This is a genomic window from Bacillus sp. S4 (assembly GCF_040838205.1).
GTDB classification, from domain to species: Bacteria; Bacillota; Bacilli; order Bacillales; family Bacillaceae_G; genus Bacillus_A; species Bacillus_A cereus_U.
In genome coordinates this window covers 34,560-51,941 of the sequence record NZ_JBFPJI010000001.1, presented here as the reverse complement: position 1 = coordinate 51,941, position 17,382 = coordinate 34,560, and the positions used below count along the sequence as shown (strand labels likewise).

Here is a 17,382-nt window from a genome sequence, read left to right as displayed (position 1 = left end):
CAGGTACGATTATATATGGAAAGGAGACTATTTATGAAATATAAATGGTTATATATAGGTCTCATTTTTTCAATTATGATGGCACTTGTTCCAGTTTCAACATTTGCTTATACGAATACACCACATAACTGGGGAATCCCACGTCCTAAAAATGAAACGGTGCCAGATGCAGGGAAACTATATACAGAATTACTACAAAAAAATGGTGGGTTTTATTTAGGAGATACGAAGAAAAAAGATATTTATTTAACATTTGATAATGGATACGAAAATGGATACACAGGAAAGATTTTAGATGTATTAAAGGAGAAAAAAGTACCAGCAACTTTCTTTGTGACGGGACATTATATAAAAACACAAAAAGATTTATTATTAAGAATGAAAGATGAAGGACATATTATTGGTAATCATTCTTGGAGTCATCCAGATTTTACAACAGTAAATGATGCAAAACTTCGTGAAGAATTAACGAGCGTAACGGAAGAGATTAAAAAAGTAACGGGGCAAAAAGAAGTGAAATATGTACGCCCTCCGCGAGGTGTATTTAGCGAAAGAACGTTAGCTCTTACGAAAGAAATGGGATATCATAACGTGTTTTGGTCGCTTGCATTTCTTGATTGGAAAGTAGATCAGCAAAGAGGATGGCAATACGCTCATAATAATGTAATGACTATGATTCATCCAGGATCTGTTTTGTTACTTCATGCAATATCAAAAGATAATGCAGAAGCACTTGCGAAAATCATTGATGATTTGCGCGAGAAAGGGTATCATTTTAAAAGCCTAGATGATTTAGTAAAAAGCAATCAACCGTAAGCATGTATGCTTGCGGTTTTCTCATGCTATAATGATGTGTAAAAAGGATGGGGAAACGTATGTGGAGCGAACATGTTACGTTAGAATATCCGTACCATTTTGAAGAAGTGCTAAAGCGTTTAGCTTTCGACCCGTTAAACGTCATTCAATTAGACGAGAAAGTAATTTATGTCCCGCTTTTTATAGACGAAGAACAAATTGTTGTTCGTTTGCAAGGGATTGGTACTGTTCAAAATCCACAGTTTTGGATTTCTAGTCAGGCAGGAGATCAAGAGAAAGTAATGAAACGAATGAGGTCCATTTTTCACTGGAATGAACCGTTTCAAAATATACAAGATCATTTTTTAAACACATCATTACGTCCACTGTTTGAAACATATGCTTATACTCCAATTATATTAGAGTTTGATTATTTCGCTTGTCTTCTTCGTTGTATTATTCATCAACAAATAAATTTGAAATTTGCTACGGTGCTAACAGATCAATTTGTAAAACGATATGGGACAGAGAAGAACGGCGTTTTCTTTTTCCCAACACCAGAAAGAGTAGCGAATATTTCAATAGAGGAATTGAGAGAGCAGAAGTTTAGTCAGCGAAAAGCCGAATATATAGTAGGATTAGCAAAACATATTGCAGACGGTAAATTAGATTTAGCAAGGATAGAAAACGAAACAGAAGAAGAAGTATCGGCACAATTGTTACCAATAAGGGGTATTGGAGCATGGACAGTGCAAAACTTTTTAATGTTTGGGCTTGGCCGGAAAAACATGTTTCCAGAAGCAGATATCGGGATTAGGCGTGCACTTCAAGGTGTATTTCAATTAGATAATAAGCCTGATGATGCATTTTTAGAAAAAGTGAAACAAGAGTGTGAACCATATTGCAGTTATGCAGCGTTATATTTATGGAAAAGTATAGAGTAGAGGTGTAATAATGATACAAGAGCAACAAGAGAGTAAGTTGGAAGTTGGTCAAACGTTTCCTGTGACAATTAAACGTCTTGGGATTAACGGAGAAGGCGTTGGTTATTTTAAGAGACAAGTTGTTTTCATTCCAGGGGCATTACCAGGAGAAGAAGTTGTTGCTGAAGCAACGAAAATTCAGCGTGGCTTCGCTGAAGCGAAAGTGAAAAAAGTTCGTAAATCATCACCACATCGTGTGAAAGCACCATGTTCAGTATATGAGGAGTGTGGTGGCTGCCAATTGCAGCACTTAGATTATAAAGAACAATTAAATCAAAAGCGTGATATCGTTGTACAAGCATTCGAGAAGTATATGAATGACAGTCTAGAAGAGAAAATTCGCCCAACGCTTGGTATGGAAAATCCATGGCATTATCGTAATAAAAGTCAATTGCAAGTGGGGCGTAAAGACGAAAAGGTTATTACAGGGTTATATAAGCAAAACTCACATCAGTTAATTGATATTTCTCATTGCATGATTCAGCATAAAGCAACGAATGAAGCGACAAAAGTTGTAAGACGTATATTAGAAAAATTAAATGTTTCTATTTACAATGAGAAAAAACAAAAAGGTTTAGTACGCACAATTGTGACACGTACTGCAGTTCAAACAGGGGAAGTGCAAGTCACACTTATTACAACAAAAGAAGAATTACCAAATAAAGATCAATTTATCGCAGAAGTACAAAAACAAATGCCAAGTGTTAAATCAATTATGCAAAACGTAAACTGGCGTAAAACGTCTGTTATTTTCGGTGATAAAACATTTAAATTAGCTGGAAAAGAAGTAATTCAAGAAACACTAGGTGATTTATCATTTGAATTATCAGCACGCGCATTCTTCCAATTAAATCCAGAACAAACGGTTGTTTTATACGATGAAGCGAAAAAAGCAGCTGCTTTAACAGGAAACGAGAAGATTGTGGATGCGTATTGCGGTGTCGGTACGATTGGACTTTGGCTTGCGAATGATGCAGCGGAAGTACGTGGTATGGATGTAATTCCAGAAGCGATTGAAGATGCAAAGAAAAATGCAAAACGCCACGGATTCACAAATGCAAAGTATGAAGCTGGTAAAGCGGAACAATGGTTACCGAAATGGGTGAAAGAAGGCTGGAGTCCAGATGTCATTGTTGTCGATCCACCGCGTACAGGTTGCGATGATAAATTACTTGAAACGATTTTAAAAGTGAAACCGAAACAAGTTGTTTACGTGTCTTGTAATCCATCTTCATTAGCACGTGATGTACAAACATTAATGAAGAGTTATGAAGTGGAGTATGTGCAACCAGTTGATATGTTCCCGCATACAGCTCATGTAGAAAATGTAGTGAAACTTGTTAGAAAGTAACATTCAATAAGGATATGTCCCTCACAAAGCAGGAGTTATGTGAGGGTATATTTTATTTAGCGAATGGAAGTAAGGAGAATACGATGAACAATTATAAATTGACGATTCAATATGACGGTGCGCGTTATAAAGGGTGGCAACGTCTTGGGAATAATGACAATACGATTCAGGGGAAAATCGAAAGTATAATATCTGAAATGGTCGGAAAAGAAACTGAAATTATCGGCTGTAGTAGAACGGATGCTGGTGTACACGCTTTGAATCAAGTAGCTAACTTTCAAAGTGATGAGAAGTTAGTAGAACATAAAGTGAAAAAGTATTTAAATCAATATTTACCAAATGATATTAGTATTACGAGTGTAGAAGAAGTACCAGATCGTTTCCATGCTCGTTACAATTCTAAAGCAAAAACATATCTGTATAAAATTTGGAATGAAGAGCATACGAACCCATTTATGCGTAAATACAGCATGCATGTGAATAAACAATTAAATGTGAAAAGCATGAAAGAAGCTGCGAAACATTTAATTGGTTCACATGACTTCACTGCTTTTTCAAATGCAAAGTCTAAGAAAAAATCTATGGTTCGAGAAGTGTATACACTTGATGTTTTCGAAGAATCAGGATTTGTACAAATTAGAGTAAGTGGTAACGGATTCCTTCATAACATGGTGCGAAAAATTGTTGGAGCATTAATTGAAGTTGGATTAGGACAATTAGAGGCGGACGCAATTCCAAACATTTTAGAGGAAAAACAACGTAATCAAATTAATTGTCTTGCTGAGGCGAGCGGGTTGTACTTGGAGAATGTTAAATTTTAATAATAAGTAAAAAAATCGAGCTGATCAGGCTCGATTTTTTTGCACTTTGAAATTAAGAAGATTTTTCTTTCTTCATAAGTAGCTTCAAATTCCAAAAAGCAGCAAGCATAATAGCTGCAAAGGAGCCACTAATTATGCCTAATAGCTTTGCATGAGGAAAGCTGCTCATATCAATGAATAGCATTATACATAGAATGGTAGGGAAAAGACCTAAATAGTGTAGTAACTTTAATTTTTTATCATTACTCATATATATAGCCCCTTTCTAGCATGTTGCATGTATATTATAACATATTTTCCCAAATGGGTACTTACACTTGGAGAAATATTCATCCCGCTATTTGCGGGCAGTAAGACTCCCACATCAAAATTCGGCGAATGCGAGGGAGTTAGGTGGGAGTCGTGCTGCCCGTAAACGCCCAATTGGTGTGGGCTAATAATCAGTGGGGGATGGACAAAACCCCCACTGATCAAAGTTTCACTTTATTTCATATGTGTAAATGCAATTTTTTAATTCGATATTGTAAGTTTTGTCTGCTCAATCCTAAAAACTTTGCGGCTTGTGAGATATTACCTTTATTTTCTTTAAGAATTTGATGGATATATTTCTTTTCCATTTCTTCGATTATACGTTTTAAATTTTGTGGCGTATCAGTATTGTGACTAGTTAGCGGAGTCTGCATATTGAGTTCCTTTTTTGCTAGTTCGCGAAAGTGCGTTGGCATATGGAAAGCTGTAATGATATCTTCATCTTCTATTAAGTTCATGGAGCCTTCAATTATATGTTCTAGTTCTCTCACATTACCAGGCCAATCGTATTTATAGAAAAAGTTATTTACGTTTAAATCTACATCTTTTACGCTAAGATCAAATTGGATATTGTATTTTTCAATAAAGTGTTGAACAAGATATGCAATGTCTTCTTTTCGTTCCCGTAAAGGCGGAAGACATAAAGTAACAACGCTTAATCGGTAATATAAGTCTTGTCTTAATCGATTGTGTGCTATGGCTTCAAGAGGATCTTCATTAATAGTTGCTATAATACGAACATCAATTTCTTTTTCTTGTGTGCCTCCGATTCTTCGTATTGTTTTTTCTTGTATAGCCCGCAGCAATTTAGCTTGAAGTGTTGGACTTAATGAGTTGATCTCATCTAATAACAAAGTCCCGCCGTTTGCTTCTTCAAATAAACCAGGTTTATCTATTGCTCCTGTAAAAGCACCTCGATTTGTACCAAATAGTAGACTTTCCATTAAGGTTTCTGGTATAGCGGCACAGTTTTGCGAAATAAATGGTTTTGTTGAACGCTGGCTTTCATTATGGATGCTTTGCGCAAATAGCTCTTTACCGGTCCCTGTTTCTCCAATGATAAGTATGGAGGAGGATGTACGTATTACTCTCTTTGCCTCTGCAATGACCGATTGAATAGCTCTAGAATCACCAATTATGTGATCAAAGGTAAACTTAGTATTTTGTTTGCGAGAAAGGTTCGTTTTCATTGTTTGCTTTAAATGACTAATCTCTTTTGAAATTTCAATAGCGCCTTTAATTTTTCCATTTTCTATTATAGGAAAAGTATCGTTAATCGTCGTAATCTCTTGTCCTTTATTGTTAAAATACGTTTGTTTTATATTTTTGTTTGTTTTTCCAAGTTTTAATGCTTCTATAAGAGTACTATTTTTATTTTCTTCAAATGCAAATACTTCTAAAGGATTTTTGTCTAGCACATCAGAACGATCCATTGATTCAATGTCCATCATTTTGCGGTTATAGATAATCGTTTTACTTTCCTCATTAATAATATGAATCCCAATATCTAGTTCATTTAGTAAAGTTTCATATAGCATATTCATTTCAATAATCTTTTTAAAATTGATTTCTTCTGTATGCATGTATTATCTTCTCCTCGTTATACCCTATGAAGACTGACTTTTTATAATTTTATTAAAATTCTTATAAAATCGCAAAATTTTTTTTGCTATTTTCTCTTAAAACTTTTCAAATGATAGAAAAATTTTGCGGTTATGCAGATTTTTTTCGTAAGAAATCCCAATTTTACATAGGTGTTGAGGTTGGTACGTATTTTGCATGAATAGTAGTTGAGATCTCTAAATTTAAAGAGTAGGGGGATTAGGAATCTTTATAGGTTATGCAACGTTTCAGTGCCAATTAATAAGAGGGAGGAATTTATAAAGTGAAGACGGTTATAGAAGGCGTGTATAGTCCTTGTTACGGGAAAGTAGAGAAATTATTTGTTACTGAAAGTTCTTACGTATATGAGTGGGAAAAATTAGCGTTAATTGAAACAATAGATAAGCAGCAAGTGGAAATTAAAGTGGGAATCAGTGGTTATATCGAATCATTAGAAGTGGTAGAAGGACAAGCTATCGCTGATCAAAAACTATTAATAACAGTGAGGGATGACCTTTTAATAACAGGTAGTGATTAATAGTAGTAATATGTATTTTTGCTCTTTTAAATAATTATTTTTACTATGAAGGGTTTTAAAAACGCTTACATTAAAAGGGTTTGCAAAGTGAAAAGGGGGGATTTATATAATGGATCAAAACCAAGGATTAAAAAGGGAATTGAAAAGTCGGCACATATTTATGATTGCACTCGGAGGGGTTATTGGTACTGGGCTTTTTTTAGGATCCAGTTATACAATTCATGAAGCTGGACCTGGAGGAGCGATTGTAGCGTATCTTGTCGGTGGATTTGTTATGTATTTAACGATGCTCTGTCTTGGAGAGTTAGCAGTTGCGATGCCTGATGCAGGATCTTATCAAACGTATGCTACAAAGCACATTTCCCCTGCAGCAGGTTATGTAGTGGGATGGATGTCGTGGCTAAACTGGACGGCTACGATAGGTATTGAATTAATTGCAGTTAGTATTTTAATGAAACGATGGTTTCCGGATGTACCGTCATGGATTTGGTGTGTAGTGTTTGCAGTGTTGCTCTTTGTTATTAATGCGTTATCTTCAAGAAGTTTTGCGGAGGTTGAATTCTGGTTTGCAAGTATTAAAGTAATTACAATTATTGCATTTATCATTTTAGGCGGGGCAGCAATGTTTGGTTTTCTAGATATGAAAGGAAATGAGCCAGCACCGATGTTTTCTAGCTTTACTGATTATGGTGGATTGTTTCCAAATGGATTATCAGCTATTTTAATTACGATGATTGCAGTTAACTTTTCCTTCCAAGGAACAGAACTAGTTGGTATTGCAGCTGGTGAGAGTGAAAATCCAGAGAAAACTATCCCGAAGGCAATTAATAATACAGTTTGGCGCATACTTATTTTCTTTGTACTATCTATTTTTATTCTTGCGGGACTATTTCCTTGGCAGCAAGCAGGCGTGATAGAAAGTCCATTCGTAGTTGTATTTGATAAAATTGGTATTCCTTATGCGGCTGATATTATAAATTTCGTTATTATTACAGCTGTACTATCGGTTGCGAATTCAGGATTATATGCAACTTCCCGTATGCTATGGTCGATGTCGAATCAAGGAATGATTAGCCCGATTTTTGGTAAATTATCTAAAAACGGTGTTCCTATTTATGCATTGATTGTAAGTACGTTTGTAGGGTGTCTCTCATTACTATCAGGTATTTATGCGGAAGATACAGTTTATTTATGGCTTCTTTCAATTGCAGGGTTCGGAGCGATATTAGTTTGGGCATCTATTGCTTTATCTAACCTATTAGCTAGAAGGACATACTTAAAGCAGGGCGGAGATATTAAGGATTTGAAATTTAAAACACCACTGTATCCATTTGTTCCAATTCTTGCGTTAGTATTAAATTTAACTGTAATTGTTGCTATGGCTTTTATTCCGGAACAAAGAATGGCATTGTATTGTGGTATTCCATTTATGATTATTTGCTTACTGTTTTACCGTGCTACAAGAAATAAGGGAAGTAAAGTAGAACATATTGAAAAGACAAATACAACAGAAGTAGAAAGTTTACCCCGCATTAACGGGCAGTAAAACTCCCACCTCAAAATTCGGCTGGAGCAAAGAAGTTAGGTGGGAGATCAACTGCCCGTAAACGCCCGATTGGTGAAGGCTAATAATTAGTGGGGGATGAACACCCCCCACTAATTATAGTTTCACTTTATAATATTGATTAATTTGGAGACTGTAAGATTGTAAACAGTCTCTTTTTTTGTGAAAATAAAGCTGGAAACATACTACGTATGTAAAGGGGAATTAGCAATGAATCAAGAAGTTTCACAGCTATTAAAACAAATTGATTTACGAAAAGACGAGCTACTAGAACTTACAAAAGCTTTAATTCGCTTTGAAACACCAGCACCACCAGCAAGAAATACAAATGAGGCGCAAGAATTTGTGGCAGAGTTTCTAAAAAAACGAAATTTTAGTATTGATAAATGGGATGTATATCCGAATGATCCGAATGTTGTTGGAGTGAAAAAAGGGACAGCAAGTGAGTCACATAAAAGTCTCATTATTAATGGGCATATAGATGTTGCAGAAGTATCAAAGGACGAGCCGTGGGAAACAAATCCGTTTGAGCCGTTTATAACAGATGGTTGGTTAGTTGGGAGAGGCGCGGCAGATATGAAAGGTGGACTAGCTGGAGCCTTATTTGCTATTCAGCTTTTAGAAGAAGCGGGGATTGAATTACCTGGGGATTTAATTTTTCAATCGGTAATTGGCGAAGAAGTAGGAGAAGCAGGGACACTTCAATGTTGTAAGCGTGGTTATGATGCTGATTTTGCAGTAGTAGTGGATACGAGTGATTTACATATGCAAGGACAGGGCGGCGTAATTACTGGATGGATTACTGTGAAAAGCCCGCAAACGTTTCATGATGCAACACGTAGACAAATGATCCATGCTGGAGGACGTCTATTTGGAGCGAGTACGATTGAGAAAATGATGAAAATTGTGCAAAGCTTACAAGAATTAGAGCGTCATTGGGCAGTCATGAAAACATATGAAGGCTATCCATCTGGAACAACTACAATTAATCCAGCTGTTATTGAAGGAGGACGTCATGCGGCATTTATTGCGGATGAGTGCCGATTGTGGATAACCGTACATTTTTATCCAAATGAAACGCATGAACAAATAATAGAAGAAATAGAAGAGTATTTAGGAAAAGTGGCAGCAGCAGATCCATGGTTAAGCGAGAACCCACCACAATTTAAGTGGGGCGGAGAATCAATGATTGTGGATCGTGGCGAAATTTTTCCTTCTTTAGAAGTAGATAGCGAACATGTTGCTGTAAAAACTCTAAGTTCAGTACATGAATCTATTTTATCTAAAAATGCAATTTTAGATATGTCAGCAACGGTAACTGATGGCGGTTGGTTTAGTGAGTTCCACATTCCAGCGATTATTTATGGACCAGGCACACTAGAAGAAGCACACTCTGTAAATGAGAAAGTTGAAGTGGAGCAGTTAATTGAATTTACAAAAGTAATTACTGCTTTTATATATGAATGGTGTCATACGAGAAAATAGTTTGATTTTTGAATCGTGCGAGTGAGTATGCTTGTACGATTTTTTTGTAACTATTTCAGAGGTGGATAAATTCAATATCTGAAATAGCTTGTTATGCTGTTTATGTTCTTCGTTTGACTTCAATTAATTTCTCTTTAGCTAATTCAACGGCAATGGCATCATCTAAATAGCCAATTGGAAAAAGATAATCGGGGATAATGTCTGTTGATAAAATGAAATATAGTAAGGCACCCCCAATAATTGCACGTTCTTCGTTTGAAATGGTTTCTGTACAAAATTGTTGATACATACTTGTTAATTGTTCAATGAAAGGGCCAGCACTATCAATTTGTTCTAGTTTACTTTTGAAACTCTCGTGAATACGTTTTTCGCCTTCAGTAGTTTGAGCATAGCGCTCGTAATTTTCAAGTTCTTGTTTCACACGAGTTGTTGTGTACTCGAAGTCGAATAGGTTAGAGGATTGTAATGTTTGCTGAATTGTATCGAGAGATGTGTACATATCTGCTTTTTCTTTATTTATGTGTGGAGAGTCAGGATACATTTCATCAAGTAATAATTGCGGTGGAACTTGTAGACATTTTGCGAATTTTTGTAAATGGTTTTGCTTCGGTTGTTGTTTGCCATTAATTATTCTTGAAATTGTTGCAGGATCAATATTTGTCAGTGTTCCTAGTTGGCGCATAGATAGAGCGCGCTCCTTTAACAGTTTCTTTATTAATTTACCGAGCCGCTCATTTGGATTTTCATTGGGCATAATGTAGGCACTCCTTTTCTATTGTTTATCGTTGAAAAAATGTTGAGCATTTATTACAAGTATATGAAACAGACAAGCACAGTTGCTCAACATTTTCATAATATGCATTGAAAAGTGAGAAAGGGGTGACTGTACGATGAGTACAGCGGGTTTATTTTCAATTTTTTTAATCGGGATTGCGTCTAATTTAGATAATGCAGGTGTTGGGATTGCATATGGCATTCGCAAAATTCGAATTTCGTGGTTTAACAATTTTATCATCGCATTTTTTGGATTTTCATTTACTTTACTAGCTGGATTTTTTGGGAATTGGATCGCATTATTTATTTCAGAGTTCACAGCAAACATTATTGGAGCAATTGTTTTAGGAATAATTGGGGTGTTTATTTTATGTCAGCCTTTCTTGAGTCAAAAAGATACCGTAGGATCTAAAGATAGTAGTGTACTTATGGGGGTTTTACGTGATCCAGAAAAAGCAGATTTTGATGGTTCTAAAACAATTAGTTTTTCGGAAGCAATTGTTTTAGGAGTTGCATTATCCATAAATAATATTGCAGGTGGATTTGATGCTGGAGTAACAAATTTAAATCTTTGGCTTACGGCATGTATTTCTGGGATTTTTAGTTTTATTTGTATTAGCGGTTTTACGTATGTGGGTAAAAGATTTTTAGCTGAATACTTAGGGAAATGGGCAACTATAATTGCAGGTGTGTTATTAATTCTTATTGGAATTGATCAATTGTTGTAAGAAGGATAGAGAAAACAGTATTCGAGTATTTCCTTGGAAATACACTAAGAAATTGCATATATCGACGTGAAATCTTTTCAAGGTAACGAAAATTTTCAAGTATTATCCAATTTTTGCGCAAAAGGTTTAAAAAAATAAAAGCACCTGTATAGGTGCTTTTTAGCGTATATCTTCAATTAGTTGTGCACATTCATCATCATGCATACTGTACTCACTTAAAACTTGAATACAAAGCCATTTCAGTTCTTCAATACTATGTTCAAGTTCTTCGGGAAGTACATGGTAAATGTCTTCAAGTCCCATTCCGAAATGAATAAGTTCTAGTACTTGATCATCGATGTTCCGATCCATTAATAGTTCAAGCACTTCTAAATTGAATATGTATCGGTGAGCTTCATCGAGTGAAACAACTTTTAGTTTCAAACTTTCTACAATACTCAATATGAAAAGGAGAATTGTTTTTTCGAGAACAGGTTGTTTCTCCATTTGAAATATGAGTTTCATCTTTTACACCTCCACATACAGCGCTAGGTTGTACTATATTATTCAGGAGGGGGGAACAAATATGCATAATAAAGAGAACTTTTATTACTGTTTTTTTGAATTGTGTTGATGCCTAGTAGAACGGACTTTTTTGTGAAATAAAAAATCCTGCCAATATAGCAGGATAACTTCTAAATTAAAACATACTCCAACCTTCTTGGGCAGAAAGTAATTCGAGAATTTTAAAACCAGCGATACTATTTCCGTTTGCATCTAAAGCTGGTCCGAAAATACCGATTCCCATTTCGCCTTTTACGCAGCCGAAAATGCCGCCCGCTACACCACTTTTTGCAGGGATTCCAACACGAATTGCAAATTCACCAGATTCATTATACATCCCGCAAGTAACCATAAATGTTTTACAGATTTTCGTAATATGTTTAGGGATGATCTGTTTCTTTTTATATGGATCATATCCATCCATTGCAAAAATTAAGCCAATACGTGCTAAATCGATACAGTTTACTTCAACTGCACATTGACGAGTGTATAAATCCATAAGTTCTTCAATATCACAATCGATAATGCTGTTTTGTTTCATATAGTAACAAAGTGAACGGTTTAAGTAAGCAGTCTCTAATTCTGAATTAGCAACTGTAGAAGAATAATTAATAGTAGGATTATCTGTTATTTCACGTACAAAATGAAGAATATGCTCCATTTTTTCTTCGTTATCTTTTCCCGCTAACATGCTTGTAATAGCTAGTGCTCCTGCATTAATCATTGGATTAAGAGGTTTGGAAGGACTTGTCGTTTCTAACTTAATAATAGAATTAAAAGGGTCACCAGTTGGCTCCATTCCAACTTTAGAAAATACATATTCTTCACCACGATCTAAAAGGGCAAGTGCAAGTGTAATTACTTTGGAAATACTTTGAAGAGTAAATAGTGTTTGTGAGTTGCCAGCATGGATATATTCTGTTTCTTTATGGAAAATGGCAATCCCTAAATCAGCTGGATCTGCATTTCCTAGTTCGGGGATATAAGTAGCAAGTTTTCCTTTTTTCGTATATGGTTTTACTTGTTCTAACAACTGCTGTAAGTTGTTTGTTTCAATGCACTGCATAGTACCAACGCTCCTATTTCGAATTAACTAAGTTTACTTTTCCCGATATGCTCGGAAATAAATAATAACATGAAAAAGTGGAATGATAAAACGAAAGTTATTTGTGCGATAATAAGTTTTTTTGTCTGTATATTGTGGAGCTAACAAGGAGAATTTTCCTTTTATATAACAGTTTGGAAATAGAAAACTTATCCATAAAAAGTTCGGAAATAAAAACTACACATCTATACAACTATATGTTATTATGGTTATGTAATAGAAAGCGTTTTCTAAAGCGTACTTATAATGATAACGATTTCATAAATTTGATAGGGGGAATTAAAATGTTGCAGTTTTTACAACGTATTGGTAAAGCGTTAATGCTTCCAATCGCAGTACTACCAGCAGCAGGATTATTGCTTCGTTTAGGGCAACCAGATGTATTTAATATTCCTGTTATGGCACAGGCCGGCGCAGCGGTTTTTGATAATTTAGCACTTATTTTTGCAATTGGTATTGCAATAGGTCTTTCAGTTGATGGTAGTGGTGCAGCAGGTCTTGCAGGTGCAATTGGTTATCTTGTTATGAAAAACAGTATTGATGCACTTAGTAAGGGATATTCTACTGCAGAATTACAAGATAAATTAGGTAAAGTCCAAGATTTAATAGGCAATAGCGCGAATGTAGATCCATCTAAGCTTGCAGATACAATGACACAAGTATCTAAGGCAGCCGAATTATCGACTAAAGTGGATATGAAAGTTTTAGGTGGTATTATTGTCGGTGTTATAGCAGGGTTCCTTTATAATAAATTCCATAAAATTAAACTTCCAGAATGGTTAGGTTTCTTTGCTGGAAAACGTTTCGTTCCGATTGTTACATCGGTTGTGATGCTAATATTAGGAATTCTATTCGCACAAATTTGGCCGGCAATTCAAAATGGTATTGATGCACTGGCTCATGGAATTGTTAATTTAGGTGCAGTTGGTTCAGGTCTATTTGGTTTATTAAACCGTCTATTAATCCCAATTGGTTTACACCATGTAATGAACACATACTTCTGGTTCGTATTTGGTGACTTTACAAATGCAGCAGGTAATGTTGTAAATGGTGATATCGCTCGCTTCCTTGCAGGGGATAAAACAGCAGGTATGTTTATGACTGGTTTCTTCCCAGTTATGATGTTCGGTTTACCAGCAGCTTGTTTCGCAATGATTGCAGCTGCTAAACCAGAAAAACGTAAAATGGTTACAGGGATGTTAGGTGGTCTAGCATTAACTTCATTCTTAACTGGTATTACAGAACCTATTGAATTCTCATTCATGTTCTTATCACCATTATTATATGGTATTCATGCCGTGTTAACAGGTATTTCTTTATTCGTAACAACATCACTTGGCATTCACGATGGTTTCACATTTAGTGCCGGTGCAATTGATTACTTCTTAAACTTTGGTATTGCAACAAAACCAGTGTTACTAGCTGGAATCGGTTTAATTTACGCAGCAATTTACTTTGTAGTATTCTACTTCTTAATTAAGAAGTTCGACTTGAAAACTCCTGGTCGTGAAGATGATGATGATGAGTTAGTTGAAGATGGAGACGCACCAGTTGCAGGTTCAATTGGTGAAACTTATGTAGCTGCTTTAGGTGGAAAAGACAATTTAACAGTTATTGATAACTGTGCAACGCGTCTACGCTTACAAGTGAAAGATGCAGGTTTAGTAAATGAGCCGGCATTAAAACGCGCAGGTGCAAAAGGTGTTATGAAATTAAGTAATACAAGTGTACAAGTTATCGTAGGCACAAACGTTGAATCTGTTGCCGATGATATGAAAAAACACGTGTAAATAGTTAGATAAGAGGATATCCAAAAAGATTGATAACAACAGTCTTTTACAGGATATCCTCTTTTTTTGTTAATTTTTTAAAGGGAATCTTACTTTTATAAATTTTCTTTTTCTTTTTTGAACATATAGGTTGGTAATATGTTCGGTGCGTGATACAGTAGTGATGACATAAAATGGAGTGTCCATAATCTGCGAAAATGATTTGAAATAAGTCTTGTGTAGATGAATTAAATTATCGGTAAATAAGGGGAAAAAGGTAATCATGGATCAGGAAAAAAATACTGTTAATGGGAAAGCAAATCGGTCGATTGTATACATAAAAAGAACAATCATTCTAGCCCTACTACTGTCACTTGTATATTTCATGTATACAAAAATTGTTGCGCATAATAAAAAAGAGGAAACTTTAAAAGCAGCAGCAGAAATGAAGAAGCAAGAAGAGTTGAAAAAGAAAGAAGAAGAAAAAAAGAAGCAAGAAGCACAAAAACAAAAAGAGCAGGAAGAACAAGTGAAACAAGCGCAAGCTATAGAGCAGCCTGCTGAAGGACCGCCTCAAGAAATTAATGAAAACGCTCAATTGGATCAATATTTACAAAACGCAGGATTTAGTGGAACAGCTGTTATTGTGAAGAACGGGAAAGTTCTTTTGAATAAAGGGTACGGTATGGCGAATAAAGAGAAGCAAGTACCGAATAATTCAGAAACGACCTTTTATATTGGCTCTATTTCAAAGGCATTTGTAGCGACTGCTATTATGCAATTGAAAGATCAGAATAAATTACAAGTAGAAGATACAGTAGCGAAGTATATCCCAGATTTTCCTCAAGGTAATAGCATTCAGCTAAAACATTTATTAACACATACATCAGGAATTCCTGAATATGAGCAGGGAACAGAAGATATCTCTCATGAAGAACTGATAAAGCGGATAGGGAATCAAAAGCGTATTGGCGGTCCAGGAGAGAAATGGAAGTATTCCGATTCGAACTACTCTATACTTGCTTACATTGCTGAGAAGGTAAGTGGACAACCATTAGAAGAATATATTAAACAACATATTTTTGCTACTGCTGGTATGAAGCATTCTGGTTTTGGTAAAGCGTTAGAGCAAACAAGGTTCCCATCAACAGGTTATAAAATAGTGAATAACAACATGACAACACCTAACATTCCGAGCATGTCACAACTATATGGTTGTGGTGATATATATACAAGCGCACATGATTTATATTTATTTAATGAAGCGCTATTCTCAGGAAAATTAATTTCAAAAGAGAGTTATGATCAAATGTTTACAGCCGTGAAAAAGGATTACGGATTTGGCTGGTATGTAGATCCAGGCAGTTATTCAAATCACGGTGTAATGCCAGGATGGAATTGCTTAAATGGATTTAGTAAAAATGGTAGTGTATATGTTGTGTTATTATCTAACATTCAAAACAACATCAAATCATTTGGTAAAGTGAATAACGACATTTATACGATGTTACGAAATATAGAAGTGTAAAAGACTGTCCTTTTGGATAGTCTTTTTTGCATTGAGGAAATATATGTGCGGTGCGATAATGAAATAAATGGAAAAGGGGGAGGTTTATGAGTATACATAAGCATCATGCACGCAATGCGAAACGAACTTTGTTTATAGCTATCATTGTATGGATTATCGTTGTAATTGGATTAGTTATGGAATATAAAAAAGGAACAATATTCACTTCAGATAAAGAAATCCTGAAATTAATAGGTATTTTGCTACCAGCGTTTGGATTACTAATATATAGTTTTATAGAAAAACGAAGAGCAAAAATGCTTAAACAGGACAATTGTAATATAGGGAGCTCTAGATTATTTGAACAACAAAAGTTCGTTGTTCGTAGAGAGGTAGGGGTATTTCAAGTAATAACGTACTTTGGATTAGATGGCAAGGCAGTAGGGTTTTTAAAAGAAGAGTATAATTCCTTTATTCAAAGTATATGGAAAGGTGCACTTTCTTTTCTTTTTAAGGGACTACATAAGCAACAATTTTATTTATATAATCAATCGGGAGAAAGATTGCTGCGTGTTCAAAAGAAGATGGGCGTGCGTAACTTCTATATATTTTATAGTATAAATGGAAAGAAAATTGGAGAGTTGAAACAAGTACTAAGTTTAACAAAATGGGAATGGATATTTTTAGAGATGAATGGTAAGGAAATTGGTAAAGTGACTGGGGACTTTTCAGCAACAATGCAGAAAATAGACTGGCAAGATGGAACACATATTGATGTGAAAGAAGATGGTATTCCGTTAGAAGCTGCAAAATATTTTTCGGCAAGTGGTGGATCCCTTGTTACAGCTTCTATATCCGAACAAGCAGAATTATCAAGAGCGGTATATTACGGCGTAGCTGCCATTGTGACAATTAAAAATTAAAGATTAGAAAAGAGATAGATGGGAAACCATCTATCTTTTTTATGCTCTGAAACAATTATTTCTTTTAGAAAATGTATGCCTTACCTATCACAAAAAAAGCCTGCTTTGTATAAATTAAGATGTATGGATGTAAATTTTTATACTTTAAAAATAATAGGAGGAGAAGCATATGTGTCTGTTCAGAAAATATTGGCATAAATTATCCCGACTGTTTAATAGACAATTAGGCTATTTTTTAGATGACAAGTTACTGCCTGCTGTGGAACGACTTTTATTTTCGCAAAACTTCGCGAGATTTATTCAAAGAAATTCTAAGCAAGCTACGGAAGAGTTTATAGAATCAAGTCAATTTCAATCTATTATTTGTAACATTTTAAAAGAATGCAATACATCACCTTTTAAAGAAATTGCAAAGCAATATTTAGGTAAAAACGTAGAAATTACTGTGACAGTTGGACAGTTAACAGGTGTTATTGTAGCAGTTGGTGACGATTTCTTAACGCTGCAAGAAGGAATAGGAACTGAAGTTTTATTACCATTTACAAGTATTATATCAATGAAAGAAGTGTAAGAAAGGAGACTTAT

17 protein-coding genes are annotated in these 17,382 nt (G+C 35.1%); 12 read left to right on the top strand and 5 right to left on the bottom strand.

Annotated elements, in window-relative coordinates:
• Positions 1 to 33: 33 nt before the first annotated feature.
• From pdaA to truA, 4 genes are all read left to right on the top strand, one after another.
• Positions 34 to 816, top strand: a complete 783-nt coding sequence (gene pdaA, locus AB3X48_RS00260) for a delta-lactam-biosynthetic de-N-acetylase (protein WP_002159403.1) — start codon at positions 34 to 36, stop codon at positions 814 to 816.
• Between the two features lie 59 nt (positions 817 to 875).
• On the top strand, positions 876 to 1,739 hold the full coding sequence (locus AB3X48_RS00255; RefSeq protein WP_002113774.1) for a DNA-3-methyladenine glycosylase family protein: 864 nt from the start codon (positions 876 to 878) through the stop codon (positions 1,737 to 1,739).
• Between the two features lie 10 nt (positions 1,740 to 1,749).
• Complete coding sequence (gene rlmD / locus AB3X48_RS00250; protein WP_016103455.1) at positions 1,750 to 3,129, top strand: 23S rRNA (uracil(1939)-C(5))-methyltransferase RlmD; 1,380 nt, start codon at positions 1,750 to 1,752, stop codon at positions 3,127 to 3,129.
• A gap of 83 nt (positions 3,130 to 3,212) precedes the next feature.
• Positions 3,213 to 3,950: a tRNA pseudouridine(38-40) synthase TruA gene (gene truA / locus AB3X48_RS00245; RefSeq protein ID WP_002113777.1), complete on the top strand. Its 738-nt coding sequence runs from the start codon at positions 3,213 to 3,215 to the stop codon at positions 3,948 to 3,950.
• Positions 3,951 to 4,002: 52 nt separating this feature from the next.
• Here the strand turns inward: truA and AB3X48_RS00240 are convergent, their stop codons facing one another.
• Both AB3X48_RS00240 and AB3X48_RS00235 read right to left on the bottom strand, forming a co-directional pair.
• Positions 4,003 to 4,200, bottom strand: coding sequence for a hypothetical protein (locus tag AB3X48_RS00240; RefSeq protein ID WP_016103456.1), 198 nt, complete (start codon positions 4,198 to 4,200; stop codon positions 4,003 to 4,005).
• Between the two features lie 238 nt (positions 4,201 to 4,438).
• The gene (locus AB3X48_RS00235) at positions 4,439 to 5,842 is read right to left on the bottom strand and encodes a sigma-54 interaction domain-containing protein (protein ID WP_002159400.1); all 1,404 of its coding nucleotides are present in this window, start codon (positions 5,840 to 5,842) and stop codon (positions 4,439 to 4,441) included.
• A 302-nt stretch (positions 5,843 to 6,144) separates the two neighbouring features.
• Between AB3X48_RS00235 and AB3X48_RS00230 the strand changes: the two genes are divergently transcribed.
• The 3 genes from AB3X48_RS00230 to AB3X48_RS00220 all read left to right on the top strand — a co-directional run bounded on the left by AB3X48_RS00230 (position 6,145) and on the right by AB3X48_RS00220 (position 9,448).
• A complete protein-coding gene (locus AB3X48_RS00230; protein WP_002010281.1) occupies positions 6,145 to 6,399 on the top strand; it encodes a biotin/lipoyl attachment domain-containing protein in 255 nt (84 codons plus the stop codon).
• 106 nt (positions 6,400 to 6,505) lie between these two features.
• Positions 6,506 to 7,945: an amino acid permease gene (locus AB3X48_RS00225; protein ID WP_033714561.1), complete on the top strand. Its 1,440-nt coding sequence runs from the start codon at positions 6,506 to 6,508 to the stop codon at positions 7,943 to 7,945.
• Between the two features lie 180 nt (positions 7,946 to 8,125).
• Complete coding sequence (locus AB3X48_RS00220) at positions 8,126 to 9,448, top strand: acetylornithine deacetylase (RefSeq protein ID WP_080025030.1); 1,323 nt, start codon at positions 8,126 to 8,128, stop codon at positions 9,446 to 9,448.
• Positions 9,449 to 9,548: 100 nt separating this feature from the next.
• Here AB3X48_RS00220 and AB3X48_RS00215 read toward each other — a convergent pair whose 3' ends face one another.
• On the bottom strand, positions 9,549 to 10,202 hold the full coding sequence (locus AB3X48_RS00215; RefSeq protein WP_002201865.1) for a helix-turn-helix domain-containing protein: 654 nt from the start codon (positions 10,200 to 10,202) through the stop codon (positions 9,549 to 9,551).
• Positions 10,203 to 10,338: 136 nt separating this feature from the next.
• On the opposite strand from AB3X48_RS00215, the gene ytaF reads away from it, so the two are divergent.
• Entirely contained in the window at positions 10,339 to 10,950 is a 612-nt protein-coding gene (gene ytaF, locus AB3X48_RS00210) for a sporulation membrane protein YtaF (RefSeq protein WP_088098680.1), read from the top strand.
• A 159-nt stretch (positions 10,951 to 11,109) separates the two neighbouring features.
• Here the strand turns inward: ytaF and AB3X48_RS00205 are convergent, their stop codons facing one another.
• A complete protein-coding gene (locus AB3X48_RS00205; protein ID WP_002091149.1) occupies positions 11,110 to 11,454 on the bottom strand; it encodes a DUF3969 family protein in 345 nt (114 codons plus the stop codon).
• 175 nt (positions 11,455 to 11,629) lie between these two features.
• On the bottom strand, positions 11,630 to 12,559 hold the full coding sequence (glsA, locus tag AB3X48_RS00200; protein ID WP_002113796.1) for a glutaminase A: 930 nt from the start codon (positions 12,557 to 12,559) through the stop codon (positions 11,630 to 11,632).
• A 323-nt stretch (positions 12,560 to 12,882) separates the two neighbouring features.
• Between glsA and nagE the strand changes: the two genes are divergently transcribed.
• From nagE to AB3X48_RS00180, 4 genes are all read left to right on the top strand, one after another.
• Positions 12,883 to 14,388: an N-acetylglucosamine-specific PTS transporter subunit IIBC gene (nagE, locus tag AB3X48_RS00195; RefSeq protein WP_002159393.1), complete on the top strand. Its 1,506-nt coding sequence runs from the start codon at positions 12,883 to 12,885 to the stop codon at positions 14,386 to 14,388.
• A 262-nt stretch (positions 14,389 to 14,650) separates the two neighbouring features.
• Entirely contained in the window at positions 14,651 to 15,895 is a 1,245-nt protein-coding gene (locus AB3X48_RS00190) for a serine hydrolase domain-containing protein (protein ID WP_256416093.1), read from the top strand.
• An 86-nt stretch (positions 15,896 to 15,981) separates the two neighbouring features.
• The gene (locus tag AB3X48_RS00185; RefSeq protein WP_016103462.1) at positions 15,982 to 16,797 is read left to right on the top strand and encodes a hypothetical protein; all 816 of its coding nucleotides are present in this window, start codon (positions 15,982 to 15,984) and stop codon (positions 16,795 to 16,797) included.
• A gap of 169 nt (positions 16,798 to 16,966) precedes the next feature.
• Complete coding sequence (locus tag AB3X48_RS00180; RefSeq protein WP_016103463.1) at positions 16,967 to 17,368, top strand: LSm family protein; 402 nt, start codon at positions 16,967 to 16,969, stop codon at positions 17,366 to 17,368.
• The last annotated feature ends 14 nt before the right edge of the window (positions 17,369 to 17,382 follow it).